Here is a 23,797-nt window from a genome sequence, read left to right as displayed (position 1 = left end):
GCTAAGTGTAAACTTCAGCCCTTTTCTTTTATCTTCCGCTTAATTTTCAGCATAATGTTTGCTAATTTTAAAGATAATCAAAATTCAAAGATGTACTGCCAATGTTAAAAACCATTTTAATATCTGATCTTAAACCCGGCATGTATGTGCAAGGGGTTGTAAAGCAACAAGGTAGTGTGAAAGTTAAGTCAGAAGGCTGGGTAAGGACGCAAACCGCCATCAATAAATTAGCAAAGTCCGGTATTTTAGAAGTGTCTGTCGACCCCGATAAATTCATTGATTTAAACGCAGAAAAAAATAACGATTCTAGCGAAAACGCAATCGAAACACCTAAGTTTGATCCAACCAAAGCAACGGCGAGTTTCTCAAGCGAAGCAAACAAAGCAAAAAAACTTTATACCGAAGCGAAACAACTGCAATCAAAAGCATTTGACGATATTCGTGCAGGACGCAAAATTGACGTTGCGCCATTTAAGCAGGTTGCTAGCGGTTTTATTGATTCGGTTTTTCGCAACCAAGATGCCCTCGCCTGCATGACCCGCATTCGCGAAAAAGATGCATATTTGTTAGAGCACTCAATTAATGTATCGGTATTAATGAGTATTTTTGCCAAGCACATGGGGTTTGAGCGTGAGGTTATTCATGAACTAGCAACGGGTGCGCTGTTACATGACATTGGCAAAATCAAAGTTCCAGACGCGATTTTAAATAAACCAGGCAAACTCACCGATGCTGAATTTGACGAAATTAAACGTCACGCGCTATACAGCAAAGAGATTTTAGAAGAGTCAGAACTCAGTGATATCGCCATTCAAGTTGCCGGATTTCACCATGAGCGCTTAGATGGTAAAGGCTACCCATTTGGCTTAAAAGGTGATGAGATAAATCAGTACGTACGTATGATCTCAATTGTCGATGTATATGACGCACTAACTGCAAAACGAGTATATAAAGACGGGATGAACCCAATCCAAGCGTTTAAAATTATACGAAGTGACTGCCCAAATAGTTTTGATAGCGAATTAGTCGCACGCTTTATTCAATGCATTGGCATTCACCCTGTGGGCACGTTAGTAAAATTAAAAAGCCAAAAACTGGGCATTGTATCGCAAAGCAACTTTGAGCAGCCGTTAAAACCAACAGTTAAAGTATTCTACAGTGCAAAACATCAACATTACACTGAAGTACAAGACCTCAATTTAGCCAGCAACCGCATTGACGACGAGCTTGAGTCATCTATTAAACCAGAAGACTTTGGCATTGATTTAATTAAATTCTTCCGCAATGCTTTTTTTGATTAAGATACATGAGCATCACACCAGACGGTAAAATAAAATTGCCCATTACTAAATTAGAGGTGGGCGATTTTGTTGAAGAAGTAACTAAACAATTAGGCGCTGTTAAAGTAGTGCAAACGGGCTTAGTAAGAAATTACTTTGCACTGCAAGCACTAAAGAAAAAAGGCGTAATAGAAGTACTTGTCGACCCTAGTCGTTCTAAAAAAAGCACTCAACAACAAACAACAACGTTTACTAAAAAAGCCAAAATTGAGAGTCAATTAGAAGCGGCACTTGATTGGCAAGACCGAGCGCATGCAATCATTGACGATACATTAGCGCGCGCAAAATCCCACACCCCAATTGATATTTCGGGGTTACAAAGTTTAGCGCAGCAAGTATTAACACTGACGCGACAGCATAAAGAAGCCGTTGCATTAGTGGTACGTTGTAAAATGTCTAACGCTTTGCTCAACAGTCACTTACTACGGGTGGCGGTAAGCTTGGCACAGTTTTGCATTCATCAAAACTACCAGCCGTTAGCAAGCGAGCACATGGTGCTTGCAGGGTTGCTTTCACGCGTTGGATACCAAATGCTGCCTGACAATTTACGCCTTCCCGACGACAAACTCGCACCGATGTTGAGAGTTAAAAAGCAGCAACATATTTCACAATTACAAAAACTATTGCGTGTCAGTGGTCAGCCCGATGAACATGTTTCACGCTTAATTTCAGAGCAAAATGAGCTACTTGATGGCAGCGGTTATCCGAACCAATTAGATTTTGATAAACTCAATTCAGCGCAGCGCATTTTTAGCATCGCCATTATGTACGACAGTTTAGTTTGTGGCTTTGACCATACTAAAGCCGTTGGCAGCGCTGCTGCATATCGTGAACTAATGGAGCATTCACCGAACCATTACGACCCAGATTTACTGCAAACTTTTATTCAAGCTATTGGGGTTTATCCAGCGGGAACATTAGTTAAGCTATGCTCAGGTCGCATTGCACTCGTTGTTGAAAATCAACAGCAACTAACAAAACCTCGGGTGAAAGTATTTTACAACGCCGAGTTTAATCACCACTTGGCAGTGCGCATAATTGATTTAGCGGAATCTGATGACAGCATTGAAGGCACGGCAAGTGCCCAGCGTTATGATTTAGATATAGCTGATTTAATTTCAGAAGACGGGATTTAATGGCCGTTTTAAAACTGCCAATCTTCCATCGCAGCTAAACTAAACTCCACACCGTCGTACTGCATTAAGGTTTGTTCTGCCGCAATATCAATAATGTAAACGCCATTAAGGTTATCGCCCACTTTGAGTTCTCGGTCGTTAATCTTAATCCAACTGCGACTAGGTTCTGAAGCAAATACATGCGCTTGATAACGCATTTCAGGAATACGCGCTCTAAATGCCTCTGGCAATAATTGAATAGGTGACACTTGTGCCGAAGCAGATGAACCTGAAATCACTTGCTGTTCTAATGGTTCATTTTGCGCCTGCTCAAATGCTTCGCTAAACGCATCAATTAAGGCGTTGGTTTGCTCTCTCTGTTCTTTTTCTTGTTGATAGCCAACCACTTTATATTCGGATAAATCGGCTTCACCTTGCGCATTTTCATCTGCTTTAGGTTGTGATTTTTCACTTGGTGTCGGTTCTACAACAGGTTGTGCATTTGCAGCCACCGGCTGAGTGTAAACTGGCACAGGAACCAGTTGGTATTGAATTTGTTGCTGAGTACCTGACGTTGCTGGCACTTGCGGCTGAATCGGCATTATAGCTTGGTTATTTGGCGTTGCCTTGTTTTGTAAAACCTCCGCTTCAATCGCAGGTTTCGTTTGCTGAGTCTGCAATCCTTTACCGATAAAGAAACCCAATGTAAGGGTCAGTAAAAAGCCTAAAAATAAAGCCAAATTACGGTAAAAACGTAATTTTTTACTTAACAGGTATTCCTGTTGATAATCACCTTGCATTGGCACAGCACCTCGGCTCGAAGTTTCATTTTGCTTTAATGCATCAAGAATATAAGACATACATACTTCTTTTAAAAAATAAACGACAAACCAATGCCCGTTAATACAGCGACTATAGCAAAGCAGGCATACATCCACACCTGATAATTTGCACCTGATGAGGCCGTTACTGACGCCTCAAGCGGTAATATTTCAGTTGCCGCTGTTGCTATCATGGTTTTATTAACCTGTTTACGACTATTGGCAAACGCCCCCATTAGCGCACGCTCACACAATAAATTGATAAGCCGCGGGATCCCCCCAGTTAATTGATGAATACGTTTAATTGCTGAGTTTTCAAACAACATGGTATCGCAGCCTGCAATATGCAAACGATGTTTGATATACGCAAATACTTCAGACTCATTAAGTGGCATTAAATGGTAACGAGCGGTAATACGCTGAGCTAATTGCCGTAACTCATTGCGTTTTAACAATGTTTGCAGCTCCGGCTGACCAACTAGAATAATTTGCAGTAATTTGCGCTGATTAGTTTCTAAATTAGTCAATAAGCGCAACTGTTCAAGTACCGCACCACTTAAATGCTGAGCTTCATCAATAACGAGCATAGTGCGTTTGTCTTGGCTATGGTTTTTTAACAGTCGATTTTTGATTTTATCGGTCAAATTTTTAAGCGTCGCCTCTGACTTTTTATAACGAATACGCAGCTCATCACAAATACTCGCAAGTAACTCTAACTCAGACAACGATGGGTTTAACACAAACGCCACTTGAGTTTCATCACCTATGCTTTCGAGCATGCAGCGTGTTACCGTTGTTTTACCAGTTCCGACCTCACCTGTAAGCAGCACAAAACCGCCGGCATCACCTAAACCATAGGTTAAATGAGCCAATGCTTCTTTATGACGTTCACTTAAAAAAAGGTAGTCAGGATTCGGTGCGATGGAAAATGGCTGATCCGTTAAGCCAAAAAAATCTAAATACACTTACTTCAATACGCTTAATAAAAACTCAGCCTATCATACCAATTCACCAACGAATTCCAAATTATGATAGGATTTCAATCATTATCGTTATTTATTATGTGTAAACCTAACACAATGAAAATATACCTAGTTGGCGGCGCAGTAAGAGATAAACTATTAAATCGCCCAATTAAAGAGTCAGATTATGTGGTAGTTGGTAGTACGCCAGAAGAATTATTAGCGCTTGGCTACCAGCAAGTTGGCAGTGACTTTCCTGTATTTTTACACCCAGAAACAAAAGACGAATACGCCCTAGCACGAACCGAACGAAAATCAGGGCAAGGTTACACTGGGTTCATTTGCGACTTTACGCCAAATGTCACTCTGGAAGAAGACTTAATTCGCCGTGACCTAACCGTAAACGCTATGGCTGAAGATGAAAACGGCAATATTATTGACCCTTTTAATGGACAAGCCGATTTAGAGCAAAAGCGTCTTCGCCATGTAAGCGACGCATTTTGTGAAGATCCACTGCGCATTTTGCGTGTTGCACGCTTTGCTGCTCGCTACCATTATTTAGGCTTTACTATCGCGCCCGAGACATTATTACTAATGCAAGAAATGGTTGCCCAAGGTGAAATTAATACCCTAACCAAAGAGCGAATTTGGTTGGAAATTGAAAAATCTCTTGCCGATGGCGCGATTAATGTATTTACCGATGTGCTTGCGGAAATTAACGCGCTACCAATTATTTTACCGCCACTGGCAAACCATTGGTCACCTGATTACAGCCAAGAACTTGCAACTTTGTTAACGAAAGAAGCTGGCGAAAGCCAACTTGTTATCGCCTTTTGTTTATGGCTAAAAGCGATTCAGCCTACTGAGGTCAAAACACTTTCTGAGCATTTGCGTTTACCCAATGCCTATGTTGATGCACTGAGCCTATTTACCACCTTTGCGCCTATTTTTACGCACAACCAAATATCTGCAGAACAGGTACTGGCACTCTTTAATCAAGCAGATGTTTGGCGACGCCCTGAGCGTTTAAACTTATTTATTGAAACCTTTGCCTTGCTTGGAGAAGAACATTCAGCCTTAGCTCGTAAACTGCAAAGTGCGGCAACAAAAGCTATTGCTATCGATGTACAAGCCATCATTAAACAAGGTTTTAAAGGCGCTGAAATCAAACAACAGCTGGCGCAAGCTAGGCAAGATGCCGTAAGTGGTATATTTGAATAATATACGCTAAAGCCTTAAAGGTAAGCGATAAAATTATTAGTCGCTTACCTTTAACTTAATAGTGACTTGTACACCGCCCAGCACACTATGCTCAGCAAGTATTTCGCCTTGATGGCGTGCGATTAAATCTTGGCAAATGGCTAAGCCAAGTCCTGTTCCACCTTTGTACAAAGCCTTATTATTTTCACATTGATACATCCGCTTAAAAATTGTTGTTAGCTCACTATCAGACACTCCCGGTGAACTATCTGATAATGTAATAACAAGGTTCCCTTTTTTAATACTCGCATCAAGTTCAATATTTGCAGGTGTTTGTGTATATCGAATGCTGTTTGATAGTAGGTTAGTAAGTACTTGCGTCAGCCGTTTTTTATCTGCATCAAGCGTTGTGCTCTCAGGTATATTAATGTTAAAGGAAAAGTGTATTCCTTCACTTTGGGCGATACGTGTTTGTGCATCACTGCACCACATTTCGAGCCAAGGTTTCGCAAGCATAGTTGCTAGATTTAACGACAGCTCTTGTAGTTCTGCATTTGCTAGCTGATCAATATCTGCAATTAAAGTATTAATATCACCAATACGGCGATGTAATACCTCATATGTTTTTTCATTATTATCAACAATATTGTATTCAAGGCCTTCTATTTGCATTTTAAGTACACTTAATGGTGTTCTAATTTCATGCGAAACTTCAGCAAGAAGCTGTTTTTTTCGAGCAAGTAATGCTTCTGAAAATTCAGCTCGGTCTTTAATTCTTTGCTGCTTTCTTAATGTTTCAAATTGCCACTTCACCACCAAATAAATAAGTACAGTTAAAGCACAAAGAAAAAACGTATATGCCCACCAGGTTTGCCACCATGGAGGTAATAGCTCGAATCGGTAAGTAACTGAGTCTCCAATCTGCTCACCATTTATTGCTCTTACCTGAAACTCATAATTTTCAGGACGCAAATTGTTATACGTGATTTGATTTAGCCTTGAAGGTTCACTCCATGTATCGCTACTACCAATCAAACGTGTTTGATACATGATACGCTCAGGCGAAGACCAGTCGCTATGCGCATATTTTATTGTTATTTGAATCGTGTCAGGTGTAAATTTAGTGGCAACATTTTGCTCTTCAATAGTAGATAAGTAATGATATTCTCTTTGCTCGCTGAGAGAGTAAATTTCGAGAATGCGACTCGCTAACCGCGACTTTAAATTGATTTGCTCTGGGTTAAAATGTATTACTCCATTGGCAGATCCCCAATAGATATTTTCTTTATCTATTACAGCGCTATTTAATGTTGAATCCACAGCCAAATAACCATTATCGTAAGCAAACGTGTTTACTTTCGGTGTTTTTTGGCTGTTAAATAACGAACTAATAGCGACACGATTATTACCCCCTTCCGTGCCTACCCATAAATACCCCTTATATGCCTTTAGTGCCAACACTATGCTACTAGCGAGACCGTTTTCCGTACTAATCTGTTGACCCTGCCATTTACCTTGTTGTTCGTTGAGTACAAAAACACCTTTTCGTGTTCCGAGATAAATATAGTTGCTGTCCTGTTCTAAACTATAAGCCCAATCACTTGGTAAGCCATCTTCCTCAGTAAAACGATAAACATGACCTTTATTAAGATAATGTGTCCCCCCACCATTGGTAACAAACCAAATACGATTTGCGGTATCTGCAAGCACATTAATTACGTACTGCTCTTGCTCTAGCATTAATCTTTGTAATTGATTATTACAGTTTCGGTACAAACCTTTTGACGACGCGATATAAATACAATCATCCGAAGCCTCGATCACTTTGTGAATGATATCGGCAGTTAAACCTTGCTCTTTGCCAATGTGAGTCGCGCCATTCTCGCCAAGCACTATAATACCTTGCCGTGTACCAACCCATATTCGATCCGCTTGGTCTTGCATGATGCTATGAATGTACGGATTCATCAAATGTGTCTCAGGTTCGTACCATTGATCATCGGATAAGACTTGAATGCCTCCGCCGTATTGACCTAGCCACAGTTGATTATTAATATTTGATAGTGCACTAACACGTTCATTTCTAAGCCCGCTTCGCTTATTTAATAATGAAAAACCACTCTCTTTAAAACGGTTAATGCCATTGCTGTAAGTGGAAATCCATATATGGCCTTGGCTATCTTTCATCAAGCCTCGAATATGGTCAGCATTCATCCCATTTTGATTGTTGAGACGAAGAGCGTGATCATTTTGAATTTTAACAACTCCTTTACTGTCATCACCAATCCAAAGAGATCTGTTTTTTTCATCAAATAGCAATGAAGTCACATTGGGGACAGTGACCCCTAAAAGTATATTTACACTTCTATTTTCTATATCGATGCGGCAAATACCTTGACCTTTAACCGCAAAAATAACGGAGTTGCTCTGACCTATTAACGAGGTAATATTCCCATTGCAAGCTTCATCGCGAAATTCATAAAGGTTAATTTGCCCATTTGATAACGAAAACAAGCCCTTACTTGATGCCAGCCATATTGAGTCATTGAATGAAACCAAACGGTTAAATACCGTCAAAGATATAGCGTTAGAGGTCGTAGCTATTTCACCATTTTGATAACGGTATATTTCACTATCAGTAATAAAGAATATTGCTTGATTTAATATAGCAATATCATTCACTTTCTCTAAAAATGGTTTGCCGTTAATATGAAGACTACGAAATTTTTTACCATCAAAACTACTTACGCCTTTATCCGTGGCAAATAATAACTCCCCCTGCAACCCATTTGATATTTTCCATACACGATTGTTATTAAGGCCATGTGATTCTTTGAAGCACCTGAAGGAATTTGAGATATACTGGCAAACGCCCTCGCCATTTGTCGCTAGCCATAATACGCCATGTTCATCTTGAAACGTCTGGTAAATAGCCCCTGTTGGTAAGCCTTGACGCATAGAAAAATGTCGAATGTCAAAAAGCGTATTAAGCTCATATTGCATCGGCTTTACGGTTTGCCATCTGGGCATGTCGTTGGCGTGTGGAACCTCGATAAAAGCGGCTTTGGTAACTTCAGTTGACCTAACAGCTCCTCGTTTTATAGCTCTATTTTTTGTTGCTTGCCATTGAATAACCTGAGCTTTATCCAAATTCACATAGCTCGACCTTTTGAGCACAGGTTGACCCACAGGCAACACCAATGATGATAACTCCTGCCATACAGCTGGTTGAACTTGTGTGGCTGTTACCTCCGAAATACCATCATTTTGAGCAGCGGTCGTAGCGTCCATGTGAAGTGAAACAACAACGCAAAATAATACAAATAATAGACGCAAATCAACCGTACCCATTACGCAAACAAAATCATTACTAAATTATCAAGTTATCTACACCAAATAAAGCTTTGATATAGACAAAATTTTACTATCTTAGCAAAAAGTAAACTCCTAAGAGTGAGCATTTAGCCATAATAAAAGCAAAACAAAAAGGCTAAGAATTACTCTTAGCCTTTTACATTTTTTATTTTAAATAATTTAACTTAAGCACTGATATAGCCAAGCCCAATGAGTGCAAACAAAGCGAATCCTAAAATTAATCGGTAAATAACAAACGGCAACATGCCCATTCGTTCAATAAACTTTAAGAATAGGAAAATACAGGTATACGCTGAAACAAACGACAGCGCAGTGCCTAAAATCAGTGCATGCCAATCAACAGCAGTGTTATTTAACATCAGCTTAATGATCATCACTAGCCCTAAGCCACCAATAACAGGAATAGACATTAAAAACGAAAAACGCGCTGCACTTTTTTTATCAAGCCCTAGTAACAAACCGGCGGTAATAGTTATACCAGAGCGTGAGGTACCAGGAATTAACGCAACCGCCTGCGCAATACCTATCAACAGGGCAGCTTTCCATTTTATATCGAAAATGTTCTTGTGTTCTTTTGCTTTGATATCGGCATACCAAAGCGCTAAACCAAAAATAATTGTGGTAATTGCTATTACGGCTGCGCCACGGGTATTGGCTTCTATAAAATCTTTTGCAAGGCCCGCAACTAAACCAGCGGGAATGGTTGCCAGAATTATATACCAGCCAAGTTTGCTTTCTTCTGTGTGACCTTTTCCGGTGCAAGACTTAAACCATGCAGAGAGTATTTGAACCACATCTTTACGAAAATAAATAAGTACTGCGAACAATGTTCCGACATGTACTGCGATATCAAACGCCTGACCTTGATCTTGCCAGCCAAGTAATTGACTCGGTAAAATAAGGTGGCCTGAACTTGAAATTGGCAAAAATTCAGTAAACCCTTGAATTAGTGCCAGTACAACAATTTCAATCAGTCCCATTTATTTTAAATCTCCACTTTCCACAATTTTTGCTTATTTTTATTATAATTTCGCCACAGCTCACCAATACTCAGGTTGACCGTAGGGTGGATAAAGTTACTGGCTATTTCAGCAAGAGGCCAAAGTACAAACGCATTTTTGGTAATTTCATCACGCGGCAATTCTGCTGGCGTGTCACAGATCACCTCGTCAAAAAATAACAAATCCAGATCGAGTGTACGTGGGCTAAACTTTTTATCGGCAGGGGTGCGACCATGGTCGCGCTCAATTTGTTTAAGGCGAGCACATACTTCTTCAAGCGGTAAATTGGTTGTAGCAGCGGCCACAAGGTTATAAAAGTTATTCCCTTCAAAACCAACCGATTCACTTTCAAAAACACTTGAGTAAATAACATTATCAAAATGCTGAGGTAAAATAGCTAAAGCAGCTTTAATGTAATGCTCTTTATTGATATTAGAGCCAATACTGATAAAAATCTGTGCCATTAGCTTTGCTTTTTACGTGTAATTTCTATACCCACGGTTTGCGCTTCAATTACAGCTTGGGGCTTCGAGATTCGCAATGTCACTTGCGATACAGCAAATTCACTTAAGATAATCGTCGCCAATTGCTCAGCCAGCGTCTCTAATAGCTCAACTTGTGTTGCTTCACAATGAGCAATAATACGTGCTGACACTTTGGCATAATCAACCACATCATTAACATTGTCAGACTTCGCAGCTTGGGCAAAATTTGTCAGCATTTCAACATCAAAAAACAAAGGTTGTTTCGCTTGTTTTTCAAAATCAAACACGCCAATAATGGTATTAACCTGTAATTGACTAATAAAAACCTTATCTTGCACCCGTATTCACCCCGATTATACTGTGGTCGGATACCAATTAGAGAAAAAAATAGGTACTCTTATGGGTAAATCCGCTAAAAAGAATCAGCGGCAGATAATAGCCTATATTTGCTAAAGAAAAAATAAGGAACGCTGTGTTAGCAAGCTTAATGATTGTCTTTGCCTATCTGTTTGGCTCAATTTCTTCGGCAGTGCTCATCTGTAAGCTGTTTCGCTTACCTGATCCCAGAACAACCGGTTCTAATAACCCAGGCGCAACCAATGTTTATCGCATTGGTGGCAAACTACCTGCAAGCTTAGTACTGATATTTGATGTGCTGAAAGGCACAATCCCAGTATATGGTGCTTACTTTCTTAAGATAGAGCCTCTTTATTTAGGTTTTATTGCAATTGCTGCATGTCTTGGGCACATTTACCCGATTTTTTTTGGCTTTAAAGGGGGTAAAGCGGTGGCAACCGCGTTTGGTAGCTTACTGCCCATTGGTTTTACCTTGGCTGGCTTATTAATTTTAACCTGGCTTGGTTTAATTTGGTTGACTGGGTACTCTTCTTTGGCCGCTATCATTACCGTAAGTTTAGCGCCTTTATTTACGTGGTTTATAAAACCGCTTTATGTCTTGCCTGTAACTATGCTGGCAGCGCTGATTGTATTTCGCCATCGAGCTAACGTTGTGCGCTTGCTTAAAGGCACTGAGCCAAAAGTGAAATCAAAAAAAGCCGAGTAATCTCGGCTTTTTTATTTGATAAACGCTAACTGCAGCAGCGGTTAATTCGAAAAATTAAATTGATTCCAACTCATCAAGCGGCCAACGTGGCTTAGCGCGCATATCAAGTGGCGCATACTGCTTTGCTTTCAAGCGTTGCATGCCCGCGTAAGCAATCATTGCACCATTGTCTGTACAAAACTCAGTGCGCGGGTAATAAACACGGCCTTGCATACCTGTCATCACTTTCTCTAGTGTTTCACGTAAATAAACGTTAGCACTCACGCCGCCGGCAATCACTAAACGCTTAATGCCGTATTCTTTCAGAGCACGTTTACATTTAATTACTAAGGTATCAATTACTGCCGTTTGAAAAGCATGGGCGATATTGGCCTTCACTTGCTCAGAAATATTGCCATCTTCGTCTTTTTCTTTATTAATGGTATTTGCAGCGAAGGTTTTTAACCCGCTAAAACTCATATCAAGGCCCGGTCTATCGGTCATTGGACGGGGAAAACGATATACTTCTGGTTCACCTTTTTCTGCAAGCTTGGCAAGCAATGGGCCACCAGGGTAATCAAGGCCTAATAGTTTAGCCGTTTTATCAAACGCTTCACCTGCAGCATCATCAATTGACTCACCAAGAATCGTGTATTGACCGATACCGTCAACTTTTACAATCATGCTGTGGCCACCCGATACAAGTAGCGCAATAAATGGAAATTCTGGTACATCTTCATCAAGCATAGGTGCAAGTAAATGCCCTTCCATATGATGCACTGCTACAGCGGGCACATCCCACCCATAAGCAAGCGAGCGGCCAATTGATGAACCAACTAATAACGCACCTACCAAACCAGGTCCTGCAGTATACGCAACGCCATCTAAATCTTCGGGTCCACAACCAGCTTGTTTAAATGCAGCCTCAATTAAAGGAATAGTCTTACGTACGTGATCACGCGATGCCAGTTCTGGTACAACACCACCATAATCCGCATGCACTTTCACTTGAGAATACAACTGATGAGCCAGCAAGCCTTGTTCATCGTCATAAATCGCGATTCCCGTCTCATCACAAGACGATTCAATACCCAAAATACGCAAGTTTCTCTCCTAAAATAACAATTAAATACCCAATCAAAGCACGCTCAATTAAGTTAAGGCGGCGATTTTACAAGCTTTAATATTTTTTGTCAGCTTTTTACCATCTTTGGTATAATTATTCTTTACATTGCGTGGTGCTTCAGATTACAATGCCGCACCATTTTTGAACTAGTCGGTTAAATCTTAACCGAGGTGAGTGGCACTAGCTAAAGTTTTAGCTAATAAAACTCATTTAAGTAGAAACATATTACTAAGTAGGTGATTTTTTAATGCCAGTTATTAAAGTTAGAGAAAACGAGCCGTTTGACGTTGCTCTTCGCCGTTTTAAGCGTTCATGTGAAAAAGCAGGTATCCTTTCAGAAGTTCGTCGTCGCGAGCACTATGAAAAGCCAACAGCTGAGCGTAAGCGCAAAAAAGCAGCTGCGGTAAAGCGTCACATGAAGAAGCTTTCTCGCGAAAACGCTCGTCGCGTAAAACTTTACTAATCTAGATTAGGTCTTGTAGATGAGCCTTTTAGCACAACTTAAAGATGCACAAAAAGATGCAATGCGCGCTAAAGACAAAGTTCGTCTTGGTGCAATTCGCATGGTTTTAGCAGCTATTAAGCAAAAAGAAATCGATGAGCAAGTTACGCTAGGTGACGCTGAAATCACGTCTATTCTAGTGAAACTTGTAAAGCAGCGTAAAGATTCTGAATCTCAGTATCGCGACGCCGGCCGCGAGGACTTAGCTGAAGTTGAAGCTAATGAGATTAAAGTACTTGAAGCGTTTTTACCAAAACCGCTTACTGATGAAGAAATTCTTACTTTAATTGATGAATGTATCGCGTCAAGCGGTGCTTCTGGCATGCAAGATATGGGTAAAGTAATGGGCTTGCTTAAAGCTAAAGCTGAAGGTCGCGCAGATATGGGCAAACTTTCAGGTTTAATTAAGCAAAAGCTTAGCGCTTAACTCAGAGTTTTAAAGGCTGACTTTCTCAAGTCAATAACTGCTGGCCTTAACAGCTTTAGAAACCGAGCTTTTGCTCGGTTTCTTCATTTCTGAAAGATGATAACGTCTAGCGTCATTTTTCATTTTTGGGTATGCTAGCCCCCTACTCTCAATCAACATACGCGAATAACGATATACCATGGCCGGAAAAATTCCTCGTAGCTTTATTGATGACCTATTAGCCAGAACCGACATTGTCGATCTTATTGATGGCAAAGTAGGCCTTAAAAAAGCAGGTAAGGATTATCAGGCATGTTGTCCGTTTCATAATGAAAAATCGCCGTCGTTTACGGTATCGCAAGATAAGCAGTTTTATCACTGCTTTGGTTGTGGCGCCCACGGCAATGCCATTTCATTTATGATGGAATATGAAAAGCTCGAGTTTGTTGACGCCATAGAAGAGCTCGCGAGTTTACTCAATTTGGATGTGCCTCGTGAGAATGCCACAAATCAAGGGCCACAAGTCAGTACTGAGCAAAAACGCTCAGACTATGAATTAATGATGCATGTTGCAAAGTTCTACCAACATCAATTAAAGCACCATGCAAATTCACCTCAAGTAATCGAATATCTCAAAGGGCGTGGGCTCAGTGGCGAAACTGCTAAACAATTTATGATTGGTTACGCCCCCAGTGAATGGGATAGCGTATGTAAAACATTCGCGAAGAACCAAGATAGCAAAAAACAATTACTCGAACTAAAACTTGCCAGTGAAAAGTCGGCAGGCCGCCAATTTGATTTCTTCCGCGACCGCTTGATGTTTCCAATTCGCGATAAACGCGGACGCGTTATCGCCTTTGGTGGACGCATCATGAATAGCGACGACAATGGTCCGAAATATTTAAACTCACCAGAAACCCGAATTTTTCATAAAGGCTTTGAACTTTACGGCTTGTATGAAGCCAAGCACGCTAACAAAAAGCTCGAACAAATACTGGTAGTTGAAGGGTATATGGACGTGGTTGCGCTTGCTGAAAAAGGCATTAACTATGCCGTGGCGGCACTTGGTACAGCAACCACACCTGAGCATATTCACACCCTATTTAGAACCACCGACCGCATTATTTGTTGTTACGATGGTGACCGTGCTGGGCGCGATGCTGCGTGGCGAGCACTGGAAAATGCGCTACCCTATTTAAATCATGGTAAATCACTCGAGTTTGTATTTTTACCTGATGGTGAAGACCCTGACTCATTGGTACAAAAAGAAGGTCGTGAAGCCTTTGAATTACGTTACGACGATGCCACTGATTTCTCGGTATACTTGTTTGATAGACTTGCACAGGAAATTAACCTGACTACAGACGCAGGCAAATCAAAGCTATTACAGCAGGCGTTGCCTCTGATTGAAAAGGTCCCGAGCGACTACTATCAGGATAATTTACTCGATAAATTAGCGCGCTTAATTGGCCGCACCCGTGCCCAGCTACAAAAGAAAATCAACACACCAAAGCAGCAACAAGGTCTTGCTAAAAAATTTAAAATAACACCAATGCGACGTGCAATTGGTTTGCTATTACAGCATCCAGAGCTTGCCAGTGAAGTGCCATTCCAGCCAGAATTAGCGCAGATGGATGTGCCGGGTATCAAGCTTTTTATTCAATTACAAAAACTCGCCTTAGATAAAACCAACACCACAGCACAATTGCTTGAGCAATTTAGAGAAAGTCCTGAATATGCGCCATTGGCGAAACTTGCCGCGTGGCAACATCAAGTAAATCAAGATTCGTTAACCAGCGAATTTCAAAGTACTTTTAATTTTATTGAAGATCAGTGTTTAAATTTGCGCCTAGAGTCCCTATTAATAAAAGAGAAAACGCAGGGGTTGAGTAAAGCTGAAAAGCAAGAATATTCAATGCTCACACTTGCATTAAAAGGCAGATAACAGCTAGCCAAATTCAACCTTTCGTGTTATACTGCACTATTCACTGCGTCTTGTATCAAGTTGTTTAAGACGCCCGTTGTATCAACTTATCAGAGTGGAAGAGAATACCTCTATGGAGCAAACTCCTCAGTCACAGCTAAAACTCCTCATTCAAAAAGGTAAAGAGCAAGGTTACCTTACATTTGCCGAAGTTAACGACCACCTTCCACAAGACATCATAGATTCGGAACAAGTTGAAGACATCATCGGCATGATCAACGACATGGGTATCCAGGTAGTAGAAAATGCACCTGATGCCGATGAACTTATGATGCAAGAAACAACTACCGATGAAGATGCTGCAGAAGCGGCAGCGGCAGCGCTTGCTACGGTAGAGAAAGAAATCGGTCGTACGACAGATCCGGTACGCATGTACATGCGTGAAATGGGTACTGTAGAGCTTCTAACACGTGAAGGCGAAATCGACATCGCTAAGCGTATCGAAGACGGTATCAACCAAGTACAGGTTTCTGTTGCAGAGTACCCTGAAGCAATTAATTACTTACTTGAGCAATGGGATAACTACCTTGCTGAAGACGTACGCTTAAGCGATATTATCAGCGGTTTCTACGATCCTGACGCAGACGAAACAATGATCTCTGCAACGCACATTGGTTCAGAACTTTCTGAAGAAGAATTGGATGATGAAGATTCAGATCTTGAAAGTGATGATGACGATGATGAGGAAGAAGCAGATACAGGCCCATGCCCTGAAGAAGCTGCAGAAAACTTTGAAAAGCTACGTAACCTTTATAATCAAGCACGTGGTATTTTTGAAGAGAAAGGTCGCTCTCACCCAGATGCAGTAGCTATTATCGCTGAAATCGGTGAGCATTTCCGTACCTTTAAACTAATGCCTAAGCAATTTGACCGCATGGTTAAAAACATGCGCGACATGATGGACCGTATTCGCGTTCAAGAACGCATCATCATGAAGCAAGTTGTTCAAATTGCTAAAATGCCAAAGAAAACCTTCGTTAAAAACTTCGCAAATAACGAAACGGATTCGGCATGGTTAGACCGTGAAATCGCATCTGGCGAACTATACTCAAACAAACTTGCAGAAGTGAAGTTTGAAGTTGAGCGTTGTATTAACAAACTACGCCAAATGGAAGAAAGCACAGGCCTAAACCTAGAGCGTATCAAAGACATCAACCGTCGCATGTCAATCGGTGAAGCAAAAGCACGCCGCGCGAAGAAAGAAATGGTTGAAGCGAACTTACGTCTTGTAATTTCAATTGCGAAAAAATACACCAACCGTGGCTTACAATTCCTTGATCTAATCCAGGAAGGTAACATTGGTCTAATGAAAGCGGTTGATAAGTTTGAATACCGCCGTGGTTATAAGTTCTCAACTTATGCAACATGGTGGATCCGTCAGGCAATTACACGTTCAATTGCAGACCAAGCGCGTACTATCCGTATTCCAGTACATATGATTGAAACGATTAACAAACTAAATCGTATTTCACGTCAAATGTTACAGGAAATGGGTCGCGAGCCGTCGCCAGAAGAACTTGCTGAACGCATGGTAATGCCGGAAGACAAGATCCGTAAAGTACTGAAAATTGCAAAAGAGCCAATCTCAATGGAAACACCAATCGGTGATGATGAAGATTCGCACTTAGGTGATTTTATTGAGGATAGCACCATTGAATCACCGGTTGATTCAGCAACAATGGAAAGCCTCAAAAATGCAACACATGATGTACTAGCTGGCTTAACAGCGCGTGAAGCAAAAGTACTGCGTATGCGTTTCGGTATCGATATGAATACTGACCATACATTAGAAGAAGTAGGTAAGCAGTTTGACGTAACCCGTGAGCGTATTCGTCAAATCGAAGCGAAAGCACTTCGCAAGCTTCGCCACCCTTCTCGTTCAGACTTACTGAAAAGCTTCTTAGACTTTAAAGGCTAAGTAGACAGTTAAACTAAAAGGCCGCTCATTGCGGCCTTTTTTCTTACAGGATAAAAATTATGGCGTGGGTACAAATCCGCATTAATAGCACCAAAGAAAATGCCGAAATCATCAGCGATGAGCTAATGGAACTTGGCTGTCCTTCGGTGACCTTTGTCGACGCAAAAGACACCCCAATTTACGAACCTAAACTGGGTGAGGTAACCCTTTGGGCTGACACAACAGTAATTGGCTTATTCGATGCCAGTGTTGATATGCAAGCAATTACCGAACACCTTGCGCAAATGCCAATATTACAAGAAAACTTTGTTTGTAAAGTAGAGCAACTTGAAGACAAAGACTGGGAACGTGAATGGATGGATAATTTCCACCCAATTCAATTTGGCGAACGCCTTTGGATCTGTCCAAGCTGGCGCGATATTCCTGACCCAAGTGCAGTGAATGTATTACTTGACCCAGGCCTTGCTTTTGGTACTGGCACACATAACACTACAGCGCTGTGTTTACGCTGGCTAGACAGTTTAGATTTAATCGGCAAAACGGTTGTCGATTTTGGCTGTGGTTCAGGTATTTTAGGTATTGCCGCGCTTAAGCTTGGTGCAAAACGCGTTATTGGTATCGATATTGACCCACAAGCATTAGAAGCGAGCCGCGATAACGCCGAGCGTAATGGCGTGGCCGACCAACTAGAAGTCTACCTTCCTGAAGATCAGCCTGAATTTGAAGCCGATATTTTAGTTGCCAATATTCTTGCGCAACCTTTACGTGAATTACATCAAGTTATTTTAGGCTTACTTAAATCTGGTGGCGAGTTTGCGTTGTCGGGTATTCTTGAAGAACAAGTTACGTCTGTTGAAGATATTTATCGTCAATATGCCGAGCTTGAAACAAGCCAACAAGATGGCGAGTGGATGCGTGTAGCAGGTAAAAAACGCTAACTAGTATCGCGCTACGCCCCTTTAAAATCCTTAGCTCAACACAATTTGAGTTAAGGATTTGTTACTTTTGCTAACAAAAATCTTCCTTTTTTTTCGCTCGATAGCCAGTTACAAAAAGTCAATATCAAAAGTTTAAAAAAAAACCACTTTTGTATAAATAATAGGCTTTGATTTTTGCAAAAAAAACCGTAAACTTAGCGCCCCTTGATTGGTGACCCAGATTTATTGTGCAGATAGGCCCTTATCAGTTAGAAAATAACCTAATGGTTGCTCCTATGGCAGGAGTAACAGATAGACCGTTTAGACAGCTTTGTCGTCGACTCGGAGCTGGTCTTGCTGTATCTGAAATGTTGTCATCCAATCCTAAGGTTTGGAAAACCGAAAAATCAATGTCTCGCATGGATCATTCCGGTGAGTCTGGTATTCGCAGTGTGCAAATTGCCGGCGCTGACCCACAACTGATGGCGGAAGCTGCTCAGTTTAATGTCAAAAACGGCGCACAAATTGTGGATATCAATATGGGTTGTCCAGCAAAAAAAGTGAATAAAAAGCTCGCAGGCTCTGCCCTTTTGCAGTACCCCGAACTGGTCACAGATATCGTTAAAGCTGTAGTTAATGCAGTAGATGTACCTGTTACCTTAAAAATCCGAACAGGATGGGATACTGACAATCGAAATGGTGTAGAGATTGCGCGCATCGCTGAACAAAATGGTATTCAGTCATTGGCGGTTCATGGCCGCACACGCTCTTGTATGTACAAGGGTGAAGCTGAATATCAAACAATTAAGGACATTAAAAGTTCAGTCTCCATTCCGGTGGTTGCTAACGGTGATATTACATCACCACAAAAAGCGAAACAGGTTTTGGAATATACGGGCGCAGATGCTTTGATGATAGGCCGTGCAGCACAAGGTCGCCCTTGGATTTTTAGGGAGATAAACCATTATCTCACCACTGGAGAATTACTACCGGAACCAGCAATGGACGAGGTACAAAGTATTCTTATGGAACACTTAGTAAATCTTCACGCATTTTATGGTGATGTAATGGGTGTGCGAATTGCGCGTAAGCATGTCTCATGGTATTTGCAGGCTCATGACCGTGAAGGTCAATTTAGGCGAGTATTTAATGCTATCGACTCTCAGCAAGAGCAAATCGATACGTTAGAAAAGTACTTTGAAACACTAGCAGATAATTAACAAAGAGTAAGAAAGACGATGTTCGAACAAAACGTGACTTCTCCATTTATTACTAACGCACATGTTCAGTCTCAAGAGAAACCACAACCATTACGCGACGCTTGTAAAAAAGCAGTGCACAACTACTTAAAGCAACTTAATGGTCAAGATGTACAAGATGTTTACGAGCTAGTTCTTTCAGAACTTGAAGCGCCGTTACTTGAAGAAGTAATGACATATACTCGCGGTAACCAAACTCGCGCAGCAATCTTACTAGGTATCAACCGTGGTACTCTTCGTAAGAAGCTTAAAAAGTACGGCATGAACTAATTAGCACCTTACGGTGCAATAAAAAGCACCCTTGGGAATCCTCGGGTGCTTTTTTGTTTTTCTAACCCCGAAAAACACACTAAATTAAATTCACGTTCAAATTTAATTTAGGTAAAGACCAGCGCTACAGGTCTTGTTTATAAAAGCGACAAATGGTCGTCGAGTTATAAGCAAAAGTAAGTTAAAATATTCGTTTAAATTAAGTGTTTTCTCGCACTATCAATCAAATTTTGAGGTAATCAAAACTACCATGGATACATTACGTCCAATTCGTCGCGCTTTATTAAGCGTTTCAGACAAAACCGGTATTGTAGAATTTGCTCGCGCGCTTTCTGAGAAAGGCGTTGAACTTCTTTCAACTGGCGGTACATGTAAGCTACTTGCAGACAACGGCATCGCAGTAACAGAAGTTTCAGACCACACAGGTCACCCTGAGATCATGGATGGTCGTGTTAAAACATTACACCCAAAAATTCACGGCGGCATTTTAGCGCGTCGCGGTACTGACGAAGGTGTAATGGAAGCAAATAATATTTCTGCAATCGACATGGTAGTTGTTAACCTTTACCCATTCGCACAAACCGTTGCAAAAGAAGGCTGTTCACTTGAAGACGCTATCGAAAACATCGATATCGGCGGCCCAACAATGGTACGCGCTGCGGCTAAAAACAATAAAGACGTAACCATTATTGTAAATGCCGGCGATTACGACCGCGTTATCGCTGAAATGAATGCTAACAATGGCGCAACAACGTATGAAACACGTTTTGACCTAGCGATTGCTGCATTTGAGCATACTGCACAGTACGATGGCATGATCGCGAACTACTTTGGTACGCAAGTACCAGATTACAGCGAAAATGCTGCGGAAACTGAAGAGTCTAAGTTCCCACGCACTATCAACTTCCAATTCACTAAAAAGCAAGATATGCGTTACGGTGAAAACTCGCACCAAGATGCTGCATTCTATGTTGAAAACGACATTGAAGAAGCATCAGTTGCGACGGCAAAACAGTTACAAGGCAAAGCGCTTTCGTACAATAACATTGCAGACACAGACGCAGCACTTGAATGTGTTAAAGAGTTTGACGCACCAGCATGTGTAATCGTTAAGCACGCTAACCCGTGTGGTGTGTCAATTGGCGACAACCTACTTGACGCATACGACCGCGCTTTCAAAACTGATCCAACGTCAGCGTTTGGTGGCATCATTGCATTTAACCGTGAACTCGATGCTGATACAGCTGAAGCAATCGTGTCACGCCAGTTTGTTGAAGTTATTATCGCACCAAGCGTATCAGATGCTGCGGCACAAATTGTGTCAGCAAAACAAAACGTACGTTTACTTGAGTGTGGCCAGTGGTCAAACAAAACAACGGGCGTTGATATCAAACGTGTTAACGGTGGTATCTTAGTACAAGACCGTGACCAAGGCATGGTTGATATGGGCGACCTACGCGTAGTATCTAAAAAACAGCCTACTGAGCAAGAATTAAAAGACTTAATGTTCTGCTGGAAAGTGGCTAAGTTTGTTAAATCAAATGCGATTGTATATGCAAAAGACGGCATGACAATTGGTGTAGGCGCAGGCCAAATGAGCCGCGTTTACTCAGCAAAAATCGCAGGTATTAAAGCTGCCGATGAAAACCTAGAAGTAGCAGGTTCTGTAATGGCATCTGACGCTTTCTTCCCATTCCGTGACGGTATCGACGCGGCTGCTGAAGCGGGTATTACTGCGGTAATTCAGCCAGGTGGTTCAATGCGCGATGAAGAAGTTATCGCTGCTGCAGATGAGCACGGCATGGCAATGGTATTTACTGGCATGCGTCATTTCCGCCATTAATATTTACTTGCAAACTTATTAGTGCAAGCACTTTGCTCGCTTGCACTAAGCTGTTAATTTTACTTAATGTTGCTTAATAAAAATAAAAACTAGGAAGAAAATGAAATTCACAGTAAAAGCCTTAGTAACTGCCCTGTCGCTTACTTTAGCTGGATGTGCATCGACCGATATCGATACATTGCTTACCAAAACTGCGACTGCTGAAAATCGTTCAAACGATAATAAAGCGCGCGATCAATACCGTCACCCAAAAGAAACATTGGAATTTTTTGGCCTACAGCCAGAGATGACCGTTGTTGAAGTATGGCCTGGCGGCGGTTGGTATACTGAAATACTGGCGCCAGTATTACAGCAAAATGGTCAGTATTTCGCAGCTCATTTTCCTTCCGATTCAGAAGTAAAATACTATCAACGCTCGCTTAATCAATTCCAAGATAAATTAGCAAGCGATGATGTATATGAAAACGTTACACTTTCTGAATTTTATCCTGGCACTCACCATAACATTGCGCCTGACGAAAGCGCGGATATGGTACTGACCTTTCGCAATTTACATAACTGGTATATGCAAAAAGACATTGAAGGCATTAACGAAGCCTTTAAAGCATTTTACAGCGCATTAAAACCAGGCGGAATTCTTGGCGTTGTTGATCATCGCCTACCAGAAAACCGCGATAGCGCAAAAGCCAAGCGTTCTGGTTATGTAAAACAAAGCTGGGTTATTGAATATGCCGAAAAAGCAGGGTTTGTTTTAGAAGCCGTAAGTGAAGTTAACGCCAATCCATTAGATACAGCCGATCACGAAAAAGGTGTTTGGACCTTACCACCACGCTTAGCCCTGGGCGAAAAAGATATCGCCAAGTACCAAGCAATTGGTGAAAGTGATCGTATGACATTAAAGTTTAGAAAACCTCAATAGGTAGGATAGTCCAATGAACGTATTAGTAATTGGTAGTGGTGGTCGCGAACACGCTCTTGCGTTTAAAGCGGCGCAGTCAGCGAAAGTAAACACGGTATTTGTAGCACCTGGTAACGCAGGTACAGCGCTTGAGCCTAAGCTTGAGAACATCGCAATTGGTGTAGAAGACATTGATGCACTTGTGGCATTTGCTAAAGAGAACAATGTTGAACTGACCATTGTTGGTCCAGAAGCACCGCTTGTAATTGGTGTGGTTGATAAGTTCCGCGAAGAAGGTCTTGCAATCTTCGGCCCAACAGCCGCAGCTGCACAGCTTGAAGGTTCTAAGTCTTTCACTAAAGATTTCTTAGCACGCCATAAAATCCCAACAGCGGATTATCAAACGTTTGAACAAATCGAGCCAGCACTTGCATATCTAAAAGAAAAAGGCGCGCCAATTGTTGTTAAAGCCGACGGCTTAGCAGCTGGTAAAGGTGTAATCGTTGCCATGACTGAGCAAGAAGCTGAAGATGCAATTCGCGATATGCTTGCAGGCAATGCGTTTGGCGATGCAGGTAGCCGCGTAGTAATTGAAGAATTCTTAGAAGGTGAAGAAGCATCATTTATCGTAATGGTTGATGGTGAAAACGTACTTCCGTTTGCTACATCTCAAGATCACAAACGCGCTTATAACGAAGACAAAGGCCCTAACACAGGTGGCATGGGTGCATACTCACCAGCACCAGTTGTTACCGCTGAAATCCACCAGCGTATTATGGACGAAGTAATTTACCCTACAGTGAAAGGCATGAGTGATGAAGGTCATCCTTACACAGGTTTCTTATACGCAGGTTTAATGATTACTGCGGATGGCACGCCTAAAGTAATTGAATATAACTGCCGTTTTGGCGATCCTGAAACACAGCCTATTATGCTTCGTTTACAATCAGACCTAGTTGAATTAATTGAAGCGGCTAACCGTGTTGAACTTGATAAAACTGATATTCAGTTTGATTCACGCGCAGCTGTAGGTGTCGTACTAGCAGCCGCTGGCTACCCAGGTTCTTACCCGAAAGGTGACGCTATCTCAGGGTTACGTGTTGATTATGCTGAAGGCACAAAAGTATTCCACGCGGGTACCAAGCAAAATGGCGACAAAGTCGTTACTGCAGGTGGTCGCGTATTATGTGCAACAGCACTTGGTAACACAGTAACAGAAGCGCAGCAAAACGCTTATAAACTGGTTGATGAAATTAACTGGCAAGGTGTTGAGTTCCGTACCGATATCGCTTACCGCGCTATTGCTCGCGAAAATAACAGCTAATAGCCGCTA

21 protein-coding genes are annotated in these 23,797 nt (G+C 41.5%); 14 read left to right on the top strand and 7 right to left on the bottom strand.

The features are described from left to right. Window positions 1–101 precede the first annotated feature (101 nt). Together PSPO_RS02515 and PSPO_RS02510 are read left to right on the top strand one after the other, a co-directional pair. The gene (locus PSPO_RS02515) at window positions 102–1,301 is read left to right on the top strand and encodes a cyclic di-GMP phosphodiesterase (RefSeq protein ID WP_010561014.1); all 1,200 of its coding nucleotides are present in this window, start codon (window positions 102–104) and stop codon (window positions 1,299–1,301) included. 5 nt (window positions 1,302–1,306) lie between these two features. Next, window positions 1,307–2,476: an HD-GYP domain-containing protein gene (locus tag PSPO_RS02510; protein WP_010561015.1), complete on the top strand. Its 1,170-nt coding sequence runs from the start codon at window positions 1,307–1,309 to the stop codon at window positions 2,474–2,476. A gap of 8 nt (window positions 2,477–2,484) precedes the next feature. On the opposite strand, the gene PSPO_RS02505 is transcribed toward PSPO_RS02510, so the two are convergent. Next, on the bottom strand, window positions 2,485–3,315 hold the full coding sequence (locus PSPO_RS02505) for a general secretion pathway protein GspB (protein ID WP_010561016.1): 831 nt from the start codon (window positions 3,313–3,315) through the stop codon (window positions 2,485–2,487). A gap of 11 nt (window positions 3,316–3,326) precedes the next feature. Continuing rightward, the gene (locus PSPO_RS02500) at window positions 3,327–4,241 is read right to left on the bottom strand and encodes an ExeA family protein (protein ID WP_010561017.1); all 915 of its coding nucleotides are present in this window, start codon (window positions 4,239–4,241) and stop codon (window positions 3,327–3,329) included. A gap of 114 nt (window positions 4,242–4,355) precedes the next feature. On the opposite strand from PSPO_RS02500, the gene PSPO_RS02495 reads away from it, so the two are divergent. Continuing rightward, the gene (locus tag PSPO_RS02495) at window positions 4,356–5,459 is read left to right on the top strand and encodes a tRNA nucleotidyltransferase/poly(A) polymerase-related protein (RefSeq protein ID WP_040642053.1); all 1,104 of its coding nucleotides are present in this window, start codon (window positions 4,356–4,358) and stop codon (window positions 5,457–5,459) included. A 36-nt stretch (window positions 5,460–5,495) separates the two neighbouring features. On the opposite strand, the gene PSPO_RS02490 is transcribed toward PSPO_RS02495, so the two are convergent. From PSPO_RS02490 to folB, 4 genes are all read right to left on the bottom strand, one after another. After that, window positions 5,496–8,789 carry an ATP-binding protein gene (locus PSPO_RS02490; RefSeq protein WP_010561019.1) on the bottom strand — a complete coding sequence of 1,098 codons (3,294 nt, stop codon included), beginning with the start codon at window positions 8,787–8,789 and terminating at the stop codon, window positions 5,496–5,498. Between the two features lie 188 nt (window positions 8,790–8,977). Then, window positions 8,978–9,793, bottom strand: a complete 816-nt coding sequence (locus tag PSPO_RS02485; RefSeq protein WP_010561020.1) for an undecaprenyl-diphosphate phosphatase — start codon at window positions 9,791–9,793, stop codon at window positions 8,978–8,980. Window positions 9,794–9,798: 5 nt separating this feature from the next. Continuing rightward, window positions 9,799–10,278: a 2-amino-4-hydroxy-6-hydroxymethyldihydropteridine diphosphokinase gene (gene folK, locus PSPO_RS02480; RefSeq protein ID WP_010561021.1), complete on the bottom strand. Its 480-nt coding sequence runs from the start codon at window positions 10,276–10,278 to the stop codon at window positions 9,799–9,801. Beyond that, the gene (folB, locus tag PSPO_RS02475; RefSeq protein ID WP_010561022.1) at window positions 10,278–10,637 is read right to left on the bottom strand and encodes a dihydroneopterin aldolase; all 360 of its coding nucleotides are present in this window, start codon (window positions 10,635–10,637) and stop codon (window positions 10,278–10,280) included. The genes folK and folB overlap by 1 nt, the downstream gene beginning before the upstream one ends. A 134-nt stretch (window positions 10,638–10,771) precedes the next feature. Between folB and plsY the strand changes: the two genes are divergently transcribed. Then, the gene (plsY, locus tag PSPO_RS02470; protein ID WP_010561023.1) at window positions 10,772–11,362 is read left to right on the top strand and encodes a glycerol-3-phosphate 1-O-acyltransferase PlsY; all 591 of its coding nucleotides are present in this window, start codon (window positions 10,772–10,774) and stop codon (window positions 11,360–11,362) included. Window positions 11,363–11,416: 54 nt separating this feature from the next. On the opposite strand, the gene tsaD is transcribed toward plsY, so the two are convergent. Beyond that, the gene (tsaD, locus tag PSPO_RS02465) at window positions 11,417–12,445 is read right to left on the bottom strand and encodes a tRNA (adenosine(37)-N6)-threonylcarbamoyltransferase complex transferase subunit TsaD (protein WP_010561024.1); all 1,029 of its coding nucleotides are present in this window, start codon (window positions 12,443–12,445) and stop codon (window positions 11,417–11,419) included. A gap of 269 nt (window positions 12,446–12,714) precedes the next feature. Here tsaD and rpsU point away from each other — a divergent pair, with 269 nt between their 5' ends. The 10 genes from rpsU (at window position 12,715) to purD (ending at window position 23,788) form a co-directional block, all read left to right on the top strand. Then, window positions 12,715–12,930: a 30S ribosomal protein S21 gene (gene rpsU, locus PSPO_RS02460; protein WP_010362466.1), complete on the top strand. Its 216-nt coding sequence runs from the start codon at window positions 12,715–12,717 to the stop codon at window positions 12,928–12,930. A gap of 19 nt (window positions 12,931–12,949) precedes the next feature. After that, window positions 12,950–13,396 (top strand): GatB/YqeY domain-containing protein, encoded by a 447-nt coding sequence (locus tag PSPO_RS02455; RefSeq protein WP_010561025.1) that lies wholly within the window; start codon window positions 12,950–12,952, stop codon window positions 13,394–13,396. Window positions 13,397–13,574: 178 nt separating this feature from the next. Continuing rightward, window positions 13,575–15,320 carry a DNA primase gene (gene dnaG, locus PSPO_RS02450; protein ID WP_010561026.1) on the top strand — a complete coding sequence of 582 codons (1,746 nt, stop codon included), beginning with the start codon at window positions 13,575–13,577 and terminating at the stop codon, window positions 15,318–15,320. A 112-nt stretch (window positions 15,321–15,432) separates the two neighbouring features. Continuing rightward, on the top strand, window positions 15,433–17,277 hold the full coding sequence (gene rpoD / locus PSPO_RS02445) for an RNA polymerase sigma factor RpoD (RefSeq protein WP_010561027.1): 1,845 nt from the start codon (window positions 15,433–15,435) through the stop codon (window positions 17,275–17,277). Window positions 17,278–17,336: 59 nt separating this feature from the next. Next, the gene (gene prmA, locus PSPO_RS02440; RefSeq protein WP_010561028.1) at window positions 17,337–18,215 is read left to right on the top strand and encodes a 50S ribosomal protein L11 methyltransferase; all 879 of its coding nucleotides are present in this window, start codon (window positions 17,337–17,339) and stop codon (window positions 18,213–18,215) included. 227 nt (window positions 18,216–18,442) lie between these two features. Beyond that, window positions 18,443–19,414 carry a tRNA dihydrouridine synthase DusB gene (gene dusB, locus PSPO_RS02435; RefSeq protein WP_021033041.1) on the top strand — a complete coding sequence of 324 codons (972 nt, stop codon included), beginning with the start codon at window positions 18,443–18,445 and terminating at the stop codon, window positions 19,412–19,414. Window positions 19,415–19,432: 18 nt separating this feature from the next. Continuing rightward, window positions 19,433–19,723 carry a DNA-binding transcriptional regulator Fis gene (gene fis, locus PSPO_RS02430; RefSeq protein WP_010561030.1) on the top strand — a complete coding sequence of 97 codons (291 nt, stop codon included), beginning with the start codon at window positions 19,433–19,435 and terminating at the stop codon, window positions 19,721–19,723. A 250-nt stretch (window positions 19,724–19,973) separates the two neighbouring features. Next, window positions 19,974–21,566: a bifunctional phosphoribosylaminoimidazolecarboxamide formyltransferase/IMP cyclohydrolase gene (purH, locus tag PSPO_RS02425; RefSeq protein WP_010561031.1), complete on the top strand. Its 1,593-nt coding sequence runs from the start codon at window positions 19,974–19,976 to the stop codon at window positions 21,564–21,566. 100 nt (window positions 21,567–21,666) lie between these two features. After that, window positions 21,667–22,485: a class I SAM-dependent methyltransferase gene (locus PSPO_RS02420; protein ID WP_010561032.1), complete on the top strand. Its 819-nt coding sequence runs from the start codon at window positions 21,667–21,669 to the stop codon at window positions 22,483–22,485. Between the two features lie 13 nt (window positions 22,486–22,498). Continuing rightward, the gene (purD, locus tag PSPO_RS02415; RefSeq protein WP_010561033.1) at window positions 22,499–23,788 is read left to right on the top strand and encodes a phosphoribosylamine--glycine ligase; all 1,290 of its coding nucleotides are present in this window, start codon (window positions 22,499–22,501) and stop codon (window positions 23,786–23,788) included. The last annotated feature ends 9 nt before the right edge of the window (window positions 23,789–23,797 follow it).

This window comes from Pseudoalteromonas spongiae UST010723-006 (assembly GCF_000238255.3).
In the GTDB taxonomy this organism is placed as follows: domain Bacteria; phylum Pseudomonadota; class Gammaproteobacteria; order Enterobacterales; family Alteromonadaceae; genus Pseudoalteromonas; species Pseudoalteromonas spongiae.
The sequence above is the reverse complement of the archived record's forward strand: the minus strand, read 5'-3'. Positions and strand labels throughout refer to the sequence as shown.